We start from the raw sequence: 16,566 nt of genomic DNA on the forward strand, positions 1-16,566 counted from the left end.
GCAACCACCGCATCGTGCTGGCCTGTGACGTCAATAGCCCGGTTCGTGATGGGATAGAACCATGAGTTCTGCACGCAAGCCCACCGAAACCGCATCCGACGCCCCGACGATTGTTGCGGCGGCAGACGGTTCGGCCCTCGGCAACCCAGGCCCCGCCGGTTGGGCCTGGTACATCGACGACAACCAGTGGGCTGCCGGCGGCTGGCCCAACGGAACCAATAATCAGGGCGAACTACAGGCGGTCCTTGAACTGTTGCAAGCGACCGAAGGCGCGGGGGCCCCGCTCAAGATCCTGTGCGATTCTCAGTACGTCATCAACTCGCTCACTAAGTGGCGTTTCGGTTGGAAGAAGCGCGGCTGGAAGAAGGCGGATGGCAAACCGGTTCTGAACGCTGAGCTCATGAAGGCGCTCGATGCGGCGCTCGCCGGGCGCGACGTCGAGTTCGAATGGGTTCGCGGCCACACGGGCCATGAGCTGAATGAAGCCGCAGACGACCGTGCCCGTGCGTGCGCTCAGGCCTATAAAGATGGCGAAGCTCCCGACGAAGGCCCCGGCTTCAGCGGCGCTGCACCGGCTTCGACGTCGCCGCGGGCCTCGATGCCGCCGCGGGCCTCAGATTCGGTGCAGGAACCCGCGCTAGGCGAGCGGGAAGGTTTCGACATCGGCGCAACGGAAAGCCAAAACGCCCGTGAGCACGACGTCCGTGAGCTCTTGGCGGCGGCGGAGGCCGACCTGCTGGACAGCATCGATCAGGACGACGAACCAACCCTGCGCTACCTCCTCACCGATGATTTCCGCGGCGTTTCTGCCAACGGAACCCTCCATGGAATCGATGGCTTGCGCGGCCAGGAACCCATCGAAAACCTCGAGATGATCACAACCGAACGCGTCAGCGGCGACGTCGCCTACGTCGCCTACCGCGCGCATCGGGCATCAACTGCCGATGCGGTGGTGCTGTCCTGGTGGCGGCTCACCGGCCAGCCCGGGCAACAGCGGTGGCAGTGTTTCTTCCGGCAAGAGACCGCGCACATCAACGTTTAAGGCGACGCGACGCGGCACGGGGGTTCGCGATTGCGGACTAACCTCGTAGGATCGCATGTGTGAGTCAACGCAACGAGGAACACAAAGTGCCAGCATCGTCAGCGGATATGAGCAAAGAGAACCCGCCGTATCAACAGCGCTACGTGGCGATCGGCGATTCCTTCACCGAAGGTGTCGGTGACGTTGAACTGAACCGCCCCAACGGAGTGCGCGGATGGGCAGACCGAGTTGCTGAACGACTGTGCCGCGAACACCCGGATTTCGGGTACGCGAACCTTGCGATCCGCGGCAAGAAAGTTCCGCAGATCATGGAGGAGCAGTTCGAGCCGGCGCTCGCGCTCAAGCCGACGCTTGCGACCGTGTGCATGGGCGGCAACGACATCATGCGCCCGCGCGTCGACATCGACTCCATCGCAGGCGGAGTGCACCACCTCGTGTCCGAACTGCGCGGAATCGGGGCGAAGGTCGTGCTGTTCACGAGCCTCGACGTCTCCAAGAGCCCGCTCTATCGGGCGCTCGCCGGCCGCGCCGCGCTGTACAACGAACGCCTCCGCGAGATCGCAGACGACACCGGCGCCGTCATCGCCGACTACTGGCGCTGGCGCGAACTCCAAGACCCCGGCTACTGGTCCGAAGACCGCCTGCACATGAACAGCCGAGGCCACGAACTCACGGCCCGCAGGACCCTCGATGTGCTCGGCTACGAGGTCGGCGGATTCGACGTTGAACCGATCGAGCTGCCCGAACTATCCAAACTCCAGCGCGCCCGCACCAACGCCGAATGGGTCCGCGAACACGCAGGCCCATGGGTGCGCCGCCGCATCAAACGCGTCTCATCCGGCGACACCCTGAGCCCGCGCTACCCCGAATACGTGCGCATCCAAGCGCCTGAGGATCAGGGCTAGGAGAACCGGGCCCCAACCCTCCCGGGTTGACCCGGGCGCACTTCACAGGATCGCAAGCTCACCGGTAGACTGACGTGTGCTGTGAATCTCACGCCCGCACCCAGCGGGATGGGCGCCGCAGCACGCCGACCACGCTTTGCGGGAGAGACCTCCCCAGCGAGGCGCCGTAGGAGCAAACCCTCCCCGGGAAACTCTCAGGCAACCGCACCGCAAAGCACAGGCGACCCTGGAAAGCGGAACCACGCCATCGCAGGCAGGTTCCCACCGATGGTGCAAGCGCATGACGCCGGTGCAGTGCCTGTTGCGGATGCAACAGCAATGCCGGATGCAGTAGCAAAGCTCAGCAAGGACAGCGCGGAAGCTCTCAGGTTCCAAGACAGGGCGGGGAGGACAACCAAACAGAGGGGCATTAAGCGTCCCGAACGTTGCCCCGTAATGTCGAACCTCGAGTTGAGAAGAGCAGATCACGTCATGACAGGCTCAGCTATGTCCGCATTCGTTTCCCGCCACATCGGCCCTCGTGGCTCCGAAACCGAACACATGCTGGAAACCGTTGGCTACGCGTCTCTAGATGCCCTCGTCGATGCCGCTGTCCCGTCCTCCATCCGTATGGAGGAACCGCTGGACATCCCTGAGGGGCTTTCGGAGGAGGAAGCGCTCGCCGCGTTGCGTGCCCTGGCGCAGAAGAACACGCTGCGCGTCCAGATGATCGGGCAGGGCTTCTACGACACCCACACTCCGGCTGTGATCCGCCGCAACATCGTTGAAAACCCGGGCTGGTACACTGCCTACACCCCGTACCAGCCGGAAATTTCGCAGGGCCGCCTCGAAGCGCTCTTGAACTTCCAAACGATGGTCGCTGACCTCACGGGCCTTGCGATCGCGAACGCGTCGCTGCTCGACGAAGCCTCTGCTGTTGCCGAAGCGATCCTGCTGATGCGCCGCGCAACCCGCGCCAAGGACGACGCGCTCACTGTGGTCGATGCTGACATGTTCCCGCAGACCCTCAATGTGGTTCGTGGCCGCGCTGAAGCGCTCGGCGTCCCGCTCGAGGTGCGCGACTTCGCAACCGAAGGCCTCCCAGAAGGACCGATCTCGGGCATCGTGCTGCAGCAGCCAGCTGACTCGGGTGCGATCGTCAACCACGCCGAGATCATCGCGGAAGCCAAGGAACGCGGCGCGAAAGTCACGATCGCAACCGACTTGCTCGCGCTGACCCAGCTGACCTCGCCAGGCGAACAGGGTGCCGACATCGCGGTCGGTAACTCCCAGCGCTTCGGTGTCCCACTGTTCTTCGGTGGCCCACACGCGGCATTCATGGCTGTGAACAAGGGCCTCGAACGCAACTTGCCAGGCCGCCTCGTCGGCGTCTCCTACGACACCGAAGGCCGCCCCGCTTACCGCCTCTCGCTTCAGACCCGCGAACAGCACATCCGCCGCGAAAAGGCGACCTCCAACATCTGCACCGCCCAGGCGCTGCTCGCCGTCGTCGCGTCGATGTACGGCGTCTACCACGGCCCAGAAGGCCTCAAGGCCATTGCACGCCGCACCCACGCCCACGCATGCGCGCTCGCGGCAGGCGTTGAAGCGGCCGGCGCCAAGCTGGCCACCACATCGTTCTTTGACACCGTCCGGTTCTCGGCTGACGGGACAGCGGACTCGATCGTTGACGCGGCAGACGCCGCAGGCATCAACATCCGCCGCGTAGACGCCAACACGGTTTCGGTTTCAACCGACGAAACCACGACCGACGAGCACGTCGAAGCCGTCATCTCTGCCGTCTGCAAGGCCCTGATCGCTAACGCTGACGACGCGATTTCCGCAGCATGTGAAGCACGCGAAGCATGCGAAGGCGACTACGGCAAGGCAACTGACCTGGTCCGTGAATCTGAGTTCATGACGCACCCGATCTTCAACTCGGTGCGCTCCGAAACCCAGATGATGCGCTACCTGACCCGCCTCGCTAACCGCGACCTCGCACTCGACCGCACGATGATCCCGCTGGGTTCGTGCACCATGAAGCTCAACGCCGCAGCCGAGATGGAAGCCATCACGTGGCCTGAGTTCGCGGGCATCCACCCGTTCGCCCCGGTAACCCAGACCCGCGGCTGGCGCGAACTCATCGCCGACCTTGAGGAACGTCTCGAAGCGATCACCGGCTACGCGGGCGTCTCGATCCAGCCGAACGCCGGCTCCCAGGGCGAATACGCGGGCCTGCTCGCGATCCGCCAGTACCACCAGTCGCGTGGCGAAGCCGACCGCGACGTGTGCCTCATCCCGGCCTCCGCGCACGGAACCAACGCGGCATCCGCTGTTCTCGCTGGCCTGCGCGTTGTGGTCGTCAAGACCGCCGACGACGGCTCGATCGACGAAGCCGACCTCGCCGCAAAGATCGAAGCGAATCAGGGCAAGATCGCCGCGATCATGATCACCTACCCATCGACCCACGGCGTATTCGACGCGCAGGTGGTTGAGGTGTGCAAGGCAGTCCACGATGCGGGCGGCCAGGTCTACATCGACGGCGCGAACATGAACGCGATGGTCGGGCTGGCTCAGCCGGGCAAGTTCGGTGGCGATGTGTCCCACCTGAACCTCCACAAGACGTTCTGCATCCCGCACGGCGGCGGTGGCCCGGGTGTTGGCCCGGTTGCTGTGGCCGAGCACTTGGTTCCGTTCCTGCCGGGCCCTGCTCTGGAAGGCCGCGACGACGAGGGTCTTGGTGGCCGCGACGGCGCACCGATCACCGCGGCAAGCTTCGGTTCCGCGGGCGTTCTGCCGATTTCCTGGGCATACATCGCGATGATGGGCCCTGCCGGCCTCACGGAAGCGACCAAGCACGCGCTGCTAGGCGCCAACTACATTGCGGCTCGCCTCAAGCAGGCTTTCCCGATCCTCTACACGGGTAACGCTGGCCTGGTTGCGCACGAATGCATCCTTGACCTGCGTGAGCTCACGAACAAGACGGGTGTGACCGCTGAGGACGTGACCAAGCGCCTCATGGACTTCGGTTTCCACGCGCCAACGCTCGCGTTCCCGGTCGCTGGAACCCTCATGGTTGAGCCAACCGAGTCTGAGGATCTTGCGGAACTGGATCGCTTCATCGACGCGATGCTGACCATCCGCGAAGAGATCGACGAGGTTGCCGACGGCATCCACTCGCTCGAAGGATCCCCGCTGCGCAACGCTCCGCACACCGCGGACATTGTGACCCGCACCGAGTGGGACCGCACGTACTCGCGCCAGCAGGGTGCGTTCCCTGGCGAGACGTCGCTAACGGACAAGTACTTCACTCCGGTGAGCCGCATCGACCAGGCCTACGGCGACCGCAACCTGATGTGCGAATGCCCTCCGCTTTCGGCTTTCGAGGATTAGTCCGTGGCCGATAACCCAACCCATACCCAAGACACCACCGGCGTTTCGCCGACCCTCCACGAAAGGGTTCCAACGAACATGCATACGACGTCTCGTCACACCCCGCTTCATGAGACCCATGAGGCGCTGGGTGCGTCCTTCACCGATTTCGGCGGCTGGGACATGCCGCTGCGTTATGGCTCCGAGCTTGCAGAGCACAAGGCTGTGCGTGAGGCTGCGGGTGTTTTCGACCTCTCTCACATGGGTGAAGTCCGAGTCACCGGACCGGATTCTGCCCGCTACCTCAACACGGCGCTCGCAGGTAACCTCGCGGCGGTCGCCGTGGGGCGCGCGAAGTACTCGCTGCTGTTGAACGCTGACGGCGGGATCATCGACGACCTGATCGTCTACCGCCTGGGCGAAACCGAGTTCCTCGTGGTTCCGAACGCGTCCAACACCCCTGCGGTGGTTGAGGCGCTCAAAGAACGCGCTATCGGTTTCGATGTGACCGTCGAGGATGAATCGGATGAGACCGCTCTGGTTGCGGTTCAGGGTCCGAACGCTGAGAAGATCGTTGCCGCTGTCACGGCGGAAGCTGACCGCGATGCTGTGGTTGGTTTGCGCTTCTATTCGGCCGCGCGCGCCACGGTTGCTGGTGCGGCTGCGCTGGTTGCTCGCACGGGTTACACGGGTGAGGACGGCTACGAGATTTACGTAGCGAATGCCGATGCGAAGGCCGTGTGGGATGCGGTCGCTGAGGCTGGTCAGGAGCATGGCTTGCTTCCGTGCGGCTTGGCTGCGCGTGACTCGCTACGTCTTGAGGCCGGCATGCCGCTGTACGGCAACGAGCTCTCTGCGACGACCTCGCCGCTCGAGGCCGGTTTGGGCCCAGTGGTGTCGTTGAAGAAGGAAGAGCGTTTCGAAGGCCGTGACGCTTTCGAAGCTGCGAAGGAAGCCGGCCTTGGTTCGACGAGCGGTCGACGTTTGGTGGGCTTGAAAGGCCTTGAGCGTCGGGCCGCTCGCGGCGGCTACACCGTGATGCTCGATGGCGCTGAGGTTGGCCAGGTCACGAGTGGACAGCCTTCCCCGACGCTGGGTTATCCGGTTGCGTTGGCGATGGTTGACGTTGCCCACTCTGAGGAAGGCACCGAGCTGGCCGTCGATATCCGAGGCAAGATGCTCGGATTTACTGTGGTGCCACTCCCGTTTTATCGTCGTTCCAACTAAAGTCACACAAGAGAGGCCTGTTCGGGGCCTGAACATCAAGGAGAGACCATGTCCGATGTTAAGAAGAACCTCCGTTACTCGGCTGAGCACGAGTGGGTCGATGATTCGAACCCGGTGAAGGTCGGTATTTCTCAGGTTGCTGCTGACGCCCTGGGCGATGTTGTCTACGTTGACCTGCCTGAGGCTGGCAGCGAGGTCACCGCAGGCGAGACGTGTGGCGAGGTCGAGTCGACCAAGTCGGTTTCCGACCTGTATGCACCGGTGAGCGGCACGATCGTTGAGATCAACCAGTCTGTGATCGATGATCCTGCTCTGTTGAACTCGGATCCTTACGGTGAGGGCTGGCTCTTCACCGTTGAGGTGACCTCGGAGGGCGAGCTGCTCTCCGCTGAGGATTACGCTTCCGCGAATGGCGGCAACCTCGTCTAAAGCGTCGTTTGACGCGTTTTCCGTGGTGACGGGGCCAGGCAGGGCGCCTCGTCACAGGGACACATAACCTTCACGCACGCCCACCTTCACGGCGGGCGTGCCGTGCTGTCTCTAGGAGTACACATGTACCTGAGTATTTTTGATCTTTTCTCTGTTGGTTTGGGGCCATCGAGCTCTCACACGGTGGGGCCGTTGCGTGCTGGCCGGGACTTCGTGCAGCGTCTTGCCGCTAACCCTTCGGCATACAGCCGTCTGGCTGGCTTGCGGGTCGATGTGTATGGCTCGCTTGCCGCCACGGGTAAGGGGCATGGCACGTTCACGGCGTTGCTGCTGGGGCTTGAGGGTTATGCCCCGGAGACGGTTTTGCCTGAGGAAGCTGAGGCTCGGTACGCCGCGTGGGAGCGCGGCGAGAAGCTCGCGGTGGGTTCCGCGCTGGACGGCGTTGAGACTGTTGAGCTCGCGTTCGGCGTGGACGATATGACGCAGCGTCCGCTCACCGTCCTGCCGCGCCACACGAACGGTTTGAAGATCGCGGCTTTGGAGTCCGCTGGTGGCGTCATCGCGGAGGAGACGTATTTCTCGATCGGTGGCGGCTTCATCGAGCGGGAAGGTGACGAGGACGCGGCCGCCCACGTGGACGTCGACGTCCCATACCCGTTCGATACGGGAGCGGAGCTTCTGAAACAGTGCAAGGACAACGACCTCGCGATCTGGGAAGTCGCGTTAGCGAACGAGGAAGCGATCCGTGACCGTCAGGAGGTCCTGGACGGTATCGATCACTTGTGGCAGGTCATGGAGGACTGCAAGGATTCCGCGATCAAGCGCACGGGCGTCTTGCCGGGCGGCTTGAACGTTTCGCGCCGTGCCCCGCGTTGGCACAAGGAACTATACGAACGCGACACGGACCGCTCGTTCGAGTACTGGCAGGAATGGGTCAACCTCGCGGCTCTGGCCGTGAACGAGGAGAACGCTTCGGGCGGCCGCATCGTCACCGCTCCAACCAACGGTGCCGCGGGCATCATCCCGGCGGTCGGGTTCTACGTGACCCACTATGCGCGGGCGTGCCGCGACCAGGCCCCTGAGGTCATTGCGGAGCAGGTGCGCCGTTACCTGCTCACAGCGGCCGCGATCGGAAACCTGTACAAGAAGCAGGCCTCGATTTCGGGCGCTGAGGTCGGCTGCCAGGGTGAGGTCGGTTCCGCGTCGTCGATGGCGGCGGCAGGCCTTGCCGAGGTGCTGGGTGGTGAACCGTGGCAGGTTGAGGTCGCCGCTGAGATCGCGATGGAGCATAACCTTGGCCTGACGTGTGACCCTATCGGCGGCCTGGTTCAGATTCCGTGCATCGAGCGGAACGCGCTCGCCGCTACGAAGGCCGTGAACGCTGCCCGCATGGCGATGATGGGCGACGGCACTCAGAAGGTGAGCCTCGACGAGGTCATCAAGACGATGTGGGACACCGGCCAGGACATGCTCGATAAGTACAAGGAGACGGCTCGCGGCGGCTTGGCCGTGAACGTCGTTGAGTGCTGACGTAGCTGCCGCCTAACCGAGTAGCTTTAGCCGAGCAGGCGTTCGATGCGCGGGTCGGTTGCCGCTACCGAGTCGATCTCGTCCCAGGTTCCGTGGGCGATGAGTTTGCCGTGGTCGAGGATCGCTACGTGGGTTGCGATCGCTCGGGCTTCGGTGTGGTCGTGGGTCACGTGGACGGCGGTCGTGTTGGTGCTGGCGAGGATGTCTCGCACTTGTGGCGCGAGCGTTGCACGCAGGCCGCGGTCGAGTGCGGAAAACGGCTCGTCGAGGAGTACGACTTTAGGCTCCGGGGCGAGTGTGCGGGCAAGCGCGACGCGTTGAGCCTGGCCGCCGGAGAGCGAACGGATGGGGCGTTCGGCGTAGCCGTCCAAATCAATAAGTGACAGCATCTTGTCAATCTGCTCTTTGCGCTGTTCTTTCGGGACTCCGGCCATCTCGAGGCCGTAGCTAATGTTGCGGCCCACATTGCGGTGCGGGAAAAGCTGGCCATCCTGGAAGACCATCCCGATGTTGCGGCGGTGCACCGGGACCTCGGCGATGTCCACGCCGTCGAGCAGGATCTGGCCAGCAGTTACGTCTTCGAGACCCGCGATGCCACGCAGAAGCGTGGACTTACCTGAACCCGAAGCGCCCAAAAGGCTCAAGACCGAACCCGGCTCGACGCCCACGCTGACCCCACGCACCGCAACAGTTCCGTCAGGGTAGGTGACATCCACATCGCGCACTTCGAGTGCATAGGAAGTAGTAGCCATAGGTTAGTCCTCCTGAGTTGCGGTAACAGCACCGCGTCGTGCGGACGTCGAAGCGAGTTTCGCGGCGCGGGTTGAGCGTTCGGCAAGCCATTCGCACAGGCCCATCGCGGTAGCCGCGACCAGGGCCAAGATCACGGAGGCCGCCATGCCCATGCCGTAGTTGTCGGCGCCGGGGCGGCCCATGAGCCGAACGATTGTGACCGGCAGGGTCTGGAAGTCGGGGGAAGCGAGGAAGCTCGTCGCGCCGAACTCACCGAGCGCGATCGCAAACGACAATCCCGCGGCGAATCCGATGCCGCGCGCGACCATCGGCCCATCGACCGTCAACGCGACCCGTAGCGGGCTCGCCCCCAAGGTTGCGGCGGCCTCCCGGAGTTTAGGGTCAACCGAACGAAGGATCGGGATGATCATGCGCACCACAACCGGCAACGCGACCACCGCTTGAGCGAACGGCACGAGCGTTCCTGAACGCGCGAGGTCCGGGAACGCGATCTGTAGCGACACGATGAAACCGAAACCGATCGTGACACCCGAGATGCCGACCGGCAACATCACGGCCGCGTCCACGATCTTCTGCGCTCGACCGAACGCGGGCGTGCGCGCGTGCCGGGAGAGCCACCACGCCAGCGGAAGCCCGGCGATCAAGGTGATCCACATGGCGTCCGATGCGGTCAGCAGCGAGTTCCGCAGCGTCTCCAGCGGGGTCGCGCCGCCGCCGAAGCCTGCGCCCGAACTAGTGGCCAAGAGCTTGTAGTTGTTGAGGCTCCAGCCGTGCGGGGTAGAGAACGAGCGCAGCACGAGTGCGAACAGCGGCGCGATGATGAGCGAACCGACCGTCGCGAACGTCACCACCGCAGGGAACCAGTCGCGGCGAGCCAACGGCCGCAAGCGCGGCTGCGAGAGCCGCAGCGCCGTCTCTGACTTAGAACGCGCGCGCTGCGAAACCGCGAGTGAGGCGATCACGATCACGAGCTGCAGAATCGACAGGGCCGCGGCTTGCGGTAGGTCCAGGAACGTCTTGGTTTGGATGTAGATCTCGGTTTCAAGGGTTCCGAACCCTGGCTTCCCGAGCGTCATCATGAGACCGTACGCCGTCGAGCAATACAAGAAAATGAGCGAAGCCGCGGACCAGATCGACGGCTTCAAGGCCGGAAGTGTCACGGTCCAGAACGCCCGGAAGCGGCTCGCACCTAGCGTTCGCGCCGCCTCGGCTTGGCGCGGATCCAGATCAGCCCACACCGCACCGACTTGGCGGACAACAACCGAGAAGTTGAAGAAGATCATCGCAAGGATGACCGCGGTCATCGACTGATCCAGTCCCAAGAACCCGAGCGGTCCGTTCTCGGCGAGAAGCGCGCGGAACGCGACACCCACCACGACGGTCGGCAAAACAAACGGGATGGTCGCGATCGCCCGGATCACGCCGCGGCCGGGGAACGAGCGGGTCGAAAGGATGTGGGCCCCGAAAAGCCCCAACGCGATCGACCCGATCGTTCCACCCAAAGCTAGGCCGAGCGTCTGTGCGATGAGCCGCCACGTGCGCTCAGCCAGCACAACCTCGAGCAACGGCCCCCACCAGGTTCCCTCAACGCCTTCGTGCGGCGTCACGCCGCGGCCGATCATCGCCGCGACCGGCCACACAAAGAAGTACGCGAGGAAGATCGCAGGCAGCGCGAGCGCCGCAACAGACCACAGGATGGTCACGATGCGGCGCTTGCGTGCCAGCTTGCCCCGAAGGCGGTTCTGCTCGAGTGTCACTTGTCGGACTTAGTTCTTCCCTGCGCTAGTTCTTCTCAGCGATCGCACGGAACTCCTTGATCCACTCGTCGCGCTTCTCAGCGATCTCAGACGGATCAGGGGTTACGGAAGTCTTCGACAGCGGCGCGTGAGTTGCCCACTCTTCCGGAAGCTTCGCATCGGGATTCACTGGGTACATGTACATCTGCTCAGGGATCGCGTTCTGCATCTCATCGCTCAGCATGAAGTCCACGAAAGCCTTCGCGCCCTCAGGGTTCTTAGCGCCCTTGAGCACGCCCGCGTACTCGACCTGATCGATGCAGGTTGCGTCGATGTTCACGGTCTTGCCGCCCTCATAAGCAGGGGAGGAGGAATACGAAACAACCAGCGGGTACTTACCCTTGCCCTCGGAACCCGAGAAGTCAGTGTTGTACGCGTTCGACCACGAGGCAACAACCTTGGTTCCGCCGGCCAGCATGTCTTCCCACGCCTTCTTCCAGTCGCTGGTCTGGTGCATCGTGGCAACCATGAACGCGAAACCAGGGGAGGACTGCGCCGGGTCCTGAGCGACCAAGAGCTTGGCGTACTCAGGCTTGGTGAGGTCCTCGGTGGTCTTCGGCAGCTCAACCTTGTTCTTCTTGAACCACTCGGCGTCAGCGTTGATGCACACCTGGCCCTGGTCGATCGGAGTCAAAGCGTCGCTGTTGGTCAGCTTCTTCGCGGCTTCCGGCAGGTTCTCCGGGACGTAGTCTTCAACGACGCCCTTCTTGGTCAGCGCGCCGGCCTGGAGGTTGTCGACGCCGTAGAAACCGTCGGCGGCTGCCTTATCTTCAGCGAGCAACAGCTGGTTGACGACGGAGGATGCGTCACCAGGGGAGGTCGTCTTGAGCTTGTAGCCGGACTCAGATTCGAACTTCTTGATCTGTTCCTTGGTCAGTTCAAACGAATCATGCGTGATGATCGTGACCGTCTTGTCTTTCGATTCCTCGTTTTCCTTCTGAGCCGCAATTGAGCAGCCGGTCAGCGACAAGCCAGCGATCGAGAGCGCCGCGGTGGCCGCCAGCAAAGGATTCTTACGCATATTTCCCACATCAACCTTCCGTGTCATGAAGGGGGTGGCCCGTGTGCGCCCACGAGAGTAGATTCGAACTTCCTACACCGGTACTAACCGGATCAGGTTCGAGGGTCTGCCGCGACCGGCACTCTCAGCGCTCGGTAGCGCTCCCCTGTCGATGTGTATAAGCGTAGCTAAGATCTCGATGCGGTACAGACTCGGTGCGGATGTGGCTCATGTCGCTTACCATAATTTGCTCCTGATATGCGGGATTGTCTAAGATAGATAGGCGTTCTGTTGCCACGCGTTAATTTCGCGTGCCCCAACAGCCCGTCACACGGAAGAGAAGGTGAACAGTGGGTAGGGAAAAATGCCCACGCCTCGCCCGGACCACCGTTGTTTGAAACCTGTCTGATGGTCAACCACTGGCTGGATCTCACCCAGCTGCTTTAGGCCCTCCAGCGTTGTAAGCACGGTGTCCCCAACTGGGTAGCGGGACCTCGCAGCGTCAACGGCTGCGCACACCTGACTCCAGGTGAGCCAACACCACAGCCAGACGGCAAGGGACCGCAGCACAACTGACCAACACTGGAGGAGTGAACATGGCACAGCGTTGCCAGGTGACCGGTGCAGTGCCCGGATTCGGACACAGCATCTCGCACTCGCACCGCCGCACGAAGCGTCGGTGGGACCTGAACATTCAGAAGAAGCGGTACTACGTACCGTCCCTCGGCCGGACGATCACCCTGAATCTGTCCACCAAGGGCATCAAGACGATCGACGCACGCGGCATCGAAGCTGTCGTCGCTGAGCTTAAGGCGAAGGGAGAGAAGTTCTGATGGCTAAGGCACAGGATGTTCGCCCAATCATTAAGCTCAAGTCCACGGCTGGCACCGGTTACACCTACGTAACCCGTAAGAACCGCCGCAACAACCCGGACCGCATCGTACTCAAGAAGTACGATCCAGTGGTTCGCAAGCACGTCGATTTCCGTGAGGAGCGGTAAAGCATGGCTAAGAAGTCTAAGATCGCCAAGAACGAGCAGCGCAAGGTGATCGTGGCTCGCTACGCCGAGCGCCGCGCCGAGCTCAAGAAGACCCTGATCGACCCGAACGCATCCGACGAAGCCCGCGAGGCAGCACGCGTCGGCCTGCAGAAGCTTCCACGTGACGCTTCCCCAGTTCGCGTTCGCAACCGTGACTCCATCGACGGCCGCCCACGTGGTACCTTCCAGAAGTTTGGTATCTCCCGCGTGCGCTTCCGCGAAATGGCTCACAAGGGCGAGCTGCCAGGCATCACCAAGTCGTCCTGGTAATCGCTGGTTGAACCTCAGCCAGCTGAGGAACACATAGCTTCACCGAACGTCCCGGAACAGCTGAACCATGTTCAGCTGTTCCGGGACGTTCGCGTTTAAGCGGGAAATCTCGCGTTTATGCGGCTCAGGAACCCGCGAAAACCGCCAAATCTGGCGAAAAACTGGGTAAATTCTCACTCAGGGCGGAAAATTCGTCCTAAAACGCGCGAAAACCACTCAAAACCTGTTAGTTTCTTATCCAGGCCCCGAAAACTGGGGCAATCCTCAGCTCTCACTGGTTGGGGAGTATCCGAGTCCAGGAGGACAAGTAATGAACCGCAGCGAGCTTGTCAGCGCAATCGCTAACAACACCGGCCAGACCCAGACCACGGTTAACGACGTGCTGGATGCCCTCTTCCAGACCGTGACCGAGCAGATCTCCCAGGGCAACAAGGTCTCCATCCCAGGCTGGATGGCTTTCGAGCGCACCGACCGTGCAGCGCGCCAGGGCCGCAACCCACAGACCGGCGAGACCATCCAGATCCCAGCTGGCCACTCCGTCAAGCTCTCCGCTGGCTCCAAACTGAAGGCTGCTGTTTCCAAGAAGTAAGTCTTCCAGCGAAAGCTGAGCGAAGAACCCGCTACAACCACAACGGTTGTAGCGGGTTTCCTTTTAACGGCTTCGCTTTCAGCCAGAGCACAGGCACCGCCTAAACTGGTTCTGATGAGCTTCGCCCTCCGAACTTCGTGTGAACAAAGTTCGCGGTAGAACAGAGTCCCTGAAAGAAGAGCCCCAGAAAGGCGTCCATGTCGCAGTCGCAGGTTGCAACGTCCAAGCGTGCGTCAGAGAAGCCCGCCCGCGGAAAGCAAGATGCCCCCTCCGCACGCAACGCCGGGCTAGCTGCTGACAACCCTCGCGTTGCACACGCGCTCACGTGGGGTGCCATCCCCATCGGGCTCATCACTTTGTTCATCGCGCTGACCTACTCCGGGACAGCGCTGTCCGTTCTGTTGGGTGACCCCGGCGTTGTAACCCGTTACGGCCTTCCGATCTCGCGCTGGGTACACGACGTCAGCTTCTCTGTGACTCTCGGAAGCCTCATCTTCCTGTGCGCGATCATCCCGCGCACAACCCGGCCGAAACGAACCACCAGGGCCGCAGGCTCCACTGACGGCGGGGAATTCACGAAGGCTTTCAACCGGCTCGTATTGGTCGGATCCATTGCGGCCGTGGTCTGGGCTTTCTCCGCGATGGCGACGCTCGTGCTCAGCTATTCCGACGCCGCAGCGCTACCGGTCACGGCTGACACCTCGTTCACCAACGGCATCTTCGACTACATGCTGAACTTCGACTTCGGTCGAAGCTGGGTAGTGGTGGTTGCTCTCGCGATCATCACCAGCACCATCATGTTTGCGGCACGCAGCGCCAACGGCCTTGGCTGGGCCGCGGGCTTCGCTGGTGTTGCTCTTGTACCTCTCGCCCTGCTCGGCCACGCTGCCGGCGGTGACGACCACTGGGGTGCCGTGAACTCGATCGGCCTCCACCTGCTCGGTGTCGTGGCCTGGGGCGGCGGCCTTGTTGCTCTCGCCATGGTCTCCGGGCTGCTTGGCGGCCCACAAAAGAACATCACCGGCGCTGACACCAACCCGTCCGCAGCGGAAGTCCTGCAACGCTTCTCGCACCTCGCGGGCGCATCGTTCTTCCTCGTAGCGCTCTCCGGCGTAGCCGCAGGTGCGATCCGCGTCCACACCCTGGAGCAGCTTTTCGGGACCCAGTACGGCTGGTTCCTCATCATCAAAGCGGTCTTGTCGATCCTGCTGGGCTTCCTCGGGCTCATCCACCGCGCCAACATCATCCCGCGGCTCAAAAACGGCGACCTCACCGCGCGCACAGCCGCGTGGCGCATCATCGGCGTTGAAGTGGCCATCATGTCCGCAGTCGCGGCCATCGCTGTGGTGCTCGCGCGCACCCAGCCGCCGGTATCCACCGCACCACCGGAGGTTATGTCGCCGGCCCGCCGCCTCTCCGGCTACGAACTGCCGCCAGAGCTCACCATCTCATCGTGGGCGACAGTGTGGCGCTTCGACTGGCTGTGGGTAGCGATCATCGTTTTCCTCGCGATCGCGTACGCCCGCTGGACGCGCCGCGTCCACGCGAAAGGCGGACACTGGGACTGGTGGCGCACCCTCAGCTTCTACGTGGGGCTCGCGTTCCTGTTCTACATCACGTCGGGGCCGATTGCCGTCTACGGGCAGAACCTTTTCTCGATGCACATGGTCGCCCACATGGCGCTCACGATGGTCGCGCCGTTCTTCCTGGTCGTCGGTTCGCCGATCGCGCTCGCGCTCAAGGCGATCCCGGCGCGGCGCGACGGAACCCGCGGCCCGCGCGAATGGACGCTGGTTTTCCTGCACTCCAAGTGGGCTAAGGGCGTCACGAACCCGATCGTCGCGGCGGTGAACTTCACGACCTCGATCGTGATCTTCTACTCGACTGACCTCATGTGGTTCTCGATGAAGTTCCACATCGGGCACGAGTTCATGAACTTCCACTTCCTGCTGACCGGCTACGTCCTGGCCGTCAACATGATCGGCCTCGACCCGTTGCCGCATCGTGCGCCACACTTTGTGCGGCTCGTGATCCTGCTGATCACGATGATCTTCCACGCGTTCTACGCGACCAGCATCATGGGCACCGACGTCTTGATCCAGCCGGACTGGTTCGGCAACCAAGGCCGTGAGTGGGGTCCGAGCGCGATCGAAGACCAGCGAATAGGCGCCGGCGTGATGTGGGGCATCGGCGAAGTGCCGACGCTCATGCTCGCCGTGGGTGTGGCTGTTGCGTGGTCGCGTTCGGAGGAACGCATCGCCCGCCGCGATGAGCGCGTGGCCGAGCGCACCGGCAACCGCGAGCTACGCGACTACAACGAGATGCTGCAGCAGCTCCAGGGCGACCAGGCGCAAGGCCTCGAGGAGGCTCGCCGAGCGGCCCGGATCCGCGCGGGTCTGCCGGTCGATGGTTTGCCGGAGGATGAAACGACGGCCAGCGCATCAGACGCTGCGGCACCGGATGCTGACGCCCCGGGTGGCAAGGGCGATACGCCGCGGGCATAAAGCGCGATGTTACCCGCTGTATCCGCTCGCGCGCACCCAACTTTTAGAATGGGACACAGTCCGTTGCGCTACGTGTGCAACGAGTGAGAGTCCCGTCTGAATCCCAGGAGTTTAGGTGTCTGCAGAGTCTG

At 62.8% G+C, this 16,566-nt stretch carries 14 protein-coding genes and 3 riboswitches; of the genes, 11 read left to right on the forward strand and 3 right to left on the reverse strand.

What is annotated here, in order from left to right; translation table 11 throughout:
* Positions 1-61: 61 nt before the first annotated feature.
* The 6 genes from CAY35_RS08845 to CAY35_RS08870 all read left to right on the forward strand — a co-directional run bounded on the left by CAY35_RS08845 (position 62) and on the right by CAY35_RS08870 (position 8,484).
* The gene (locus tag CAY35_RS08845) at positions 62-1,042 is read left to right on the forward strand and encodes an RNase H family protein (RefSeq protein WP_109304253.1); all 981 of its coding nucleotides are present in this window, start codon (positions 62-64) and stop codon (positions 1,040-1,042) included.
* Between the two features lie 59 nt (positions 1,043-1,101).
* The gene (locus CAY35_RS08850) at positions 1,102-1,947 is read left to right on the forward strand and encodes an SGNH/GDSL hydrolase family protein (protein ID WP_309136533.1); all 846 of its coding nucleotides are present in this window, start codon (positions 1,102-1,104) and stop codon (positions 1,945-1,947) included.
* A gap of 129 nt (positions 1,948-2,076) precedes the next feature.
* A riboswitch (glycine riboswitch) is annotated at positions 2,077-2,167 on the forward strand.
* A riboswitch (glycine riboswitch) is annotated at positions 2,168-2,337 on the forward strand.
* An 81-nt stretch (positions 2,338-2,418) separates the two neighbouring features.
* Positions 2,419-5,319, forward strand: a complete 2,901-nt coding sequence (gcvP, locus tag CAY35_RS08855) for an aminomethyl-transferring glycine dehydrogenase (RefSeq protein ID WP_109304255.1) — start codon at positions 2,419-2,421, stop codon at positions 5,317-5,319.
* A gap of 78 nt (positions 5,320-5,397) precedes the next feature.
* Complete coding sequence (gene gcvT / locus CAY35_RS08860; protein ID WP_109304268.1) at positions 5,398-6,525, forward strand: glycine cleavage system aminomethyltransferase GcvT; 1,128 nt, start codon at positions 5,398-5,400, stop codon at positions 6,523-6,525.
* Between the two features lie 48 nt (positions 6,526-6,573).
* Positions 6,574-6,954, forward strand: coding sequence for a glycine cleavage system protein GcvH (gene gcvH / locus CAY35_RS08865; protein ID WP_109304256.1), 381 nt, complete (start codon positions 6,574-6,576; stop codon positions 6,952-6,954).
* A 123-nt stretch (positions 6,955-7,077) separates the two neighbouring features.
* A complete protein-coding gene (locus tag CAY35_RS08870; RefSeq protein ID WP_109304257.1) occupies positions 7,078-8,484 on the forward strand; it encodes an L-serine ammonia-lyase in 1,407 nt (468 codons plus the stop codon).
* Between the two features lie 26 nt (positions 8,485-8,510).
* Here the strand turns inward: CAY35_RS08870 and CAY35_RS08875 are convergent, their stop codons facing one another.
* The 3 genes from CAY35_RS08875 to CAY35_RS08885 are packed head-to-tail and all read right to left on the reverse strand — an operon-like array spanning position 8,511 to position 12,054.
* Positions 8,511-9,236, reverse strand: coding sequence for an ABC transporter ATP-binding protein (locus tag CAY35_RS08875; protein WP_109304258.1), 726 nt, complete (start codon positions 9,234-9,236; stop codon positions 8,511-8,513).
* Positions 9,237-9,239: 3 nt separating this feature from the next.
* Positions 9,240-10,994, reverse strand: coding sequence for an ABC transporter permease (locus CAY35_RS08880; protein WP_258265729.1), 1,755 nt, complete (start codon positions 10,992-10,994; stop codon positions 9,240-9,242).
* 25 nt (positions 10,995-11,019) lie between these two features.
* Complete coding sequence (locus CAY35_RS08885) at positions 11,020-12,054, reverse strand: thiamine ABC transporter substrate-binding protein (RefSeq protein ID WP_109304259.1); 1,035 nt, start codon at positions 12,052-12,054, stop codon at positions 11,020-11,022.
* Between the two features lie 51 nt (positions 12,055-12,105).
* Positions 12,106-12,211, reverse strand: a riboswitch (TPP riboswitch).
* Between the two features lie 418 nt (positions 12,212-12,629).
* On the opposite strand from CAY35_RS08885, the gene rpmB reads away from it, so the two are divergent.
* The 5 genes from rpmB to CAY35_RS08915 all read left to right on the forward strand — a co-directional run bounded on the left by rpmB (position 12,630) and on the right by CAY35_RS08915 (position 16,435).
* Positions 12,630-12,866 (forward strand): 50S ribosomal protein L28, encoded by a 237-nt coding sequence (rpmB, locus tag CAY35_RS08895; protein WP_035756281.1) that lies wholly within the window; start codon positions 12,630-12,632, stop codon positions 12,864-12,866.
* Positions 12,866-13,033: a 50S ribosomal protein L33 gene (gene rpmG, locus CAY35_RS08900; protein WP_035756283.1), complete on the forward strand. Its 168-nt coding sequence runs from the start codon at positions 12,866-12,868 to the stop codon at positions 13,031-13,033. The genes rpmB and rpmG overlap by 1 nt, the downstream gene beginning before the upstream one ends.
* Before the next feature lie 3 nt (positions 13,034-13,036).
* Positions 13,037-13,342, forward strand: a complete 306-nt coding sequence (gene rpsN / locus CAY35_RS08905; protein ID WP_101630840.1) for a 30S ribosomal protein S14 — start codon at positions 13,037-13,039, stop codon at positions 13,340-13,342.
* Between the two features lie 310 nt (positions 13,343-13,652).
* Positions 13,653-13,931, forward strand: coding sequence for an HU family DNA-binding protein (locus CAY35_RS08910; RefSeq protein ID WP_101630839.1), 279 nt, complete (start codon positions 13,653-13,655; stop codon positions 13,929-13,931).
* Positions 13,932-14,128: 197 nt separating this feature from the next.
* Positions 14,129-16,435 carry a cytochrome c oxidase assembly protein gene (locus CAY35_RS08915; RefSeq protein ID WP_109304261.1) on the forward strand — a complete coding sequence of 769 codons (2,307 nt, stop codon included), beginning with the start codon at positions 14,129-14,131 and terminating at the stop codon, positions 16,433-16,435.
* The last annotated feature ends 131 nt before the right edge of the window (positions 16,436-16,566 follow it).

It is taken from the genome of Pseudoglutamicibacter cumminsii (assembly GCF_003143995.1).
Lineage (GTDB): Bacteria > Actinomycetota > Actinomycetes > Actinomycetales > Micrococcaceae > Pseudoglutamicibacter > Pseudoglutamicibacter cumminsii_B.

Bases quoted from the DNA above. Each gene is read 5' to 3' on its own strand.
- CAY35_RS08845 (WP_109304253.1), top strand. From the start codon at position 62: ATGAGTTCTGCACGCAAGCCCACCGAAACCGCATCCGACGCCCCGACG.
- gcvP (WP_109304255.1), top strand. From the start codon at position 2,419: ATGACAGGCTCAGCTATGTCCGCATTCGTTTCCCGCCACATCGGCCCT.
- gcvT (WP_109304268.1), top strand. From the start codon at position 5,398: ATGCATACGACGTCTCGTCACACCCCGCTTCATGAGACCCATGAGGCG.
- gcvH (WP_109304256.1), top strand. From the start codon at position 6,574: ATGTCCGATGTTAAGAAGAACCTCCGTTACTCGGCTGAGCACGAGTGG.
- CAY35_RS08870 (WP_109304257.1), top strand. From the start codon at position 7,078: ATGTACCTGAGTATTTTTGATCTTTTCTCTGTTGGTTTGGGGCCATCG.
- CAY35_RS08875 (WP_109304258.1), bottom strand. From the start codon at position 9,236: ATGGCTACTACTTCCTATGCACTCGAAGTGCGCGATGTGGATGTCACC.
- CAY35_RS08885 (WP_109304259.1), bottom strand. From the start codon at position 12,054: ATGCGTAAGAATCCTTTGCTGGCGGCCACCGCGGCGCTCTCGATCGCT.
- rpmB (WP_035756281.1), top strand. From the start codon at position 12,630: ATGGCACAGCGTTGCCAGGTGACCGGTGCAGTGCCCGGATTCGGACAC.
- rpmG (WP_035756283.1), top strand. From the start codon at position 12,866: ATGGCTAAGGCACAGGATGTTCGCCCAATCATTAAGCTCAAGTCCACG.
- rpsN (WP_101630840.1), top strand. From the start codon at position 13,037: ATGGCTAAGAAGTCTAAGATCGCCAAGAACGAGCAGCGCAAGGTGATC.
- CAY35_RS08910 (WP_101630839.1), top strand. From the start codon at position 13,653: ATGAACCGCAGCGAGCTTGTCAGCGCAATCGCTAACAACACCGGCCAG.
- CAY35_RS08915 (WP_109304261.1), top strand. From the start codon at position 14,129: ATGTCGCAGTCGCAGGTTGCAACGTCCAAGCGTGCGTCAGAGAAGCCC.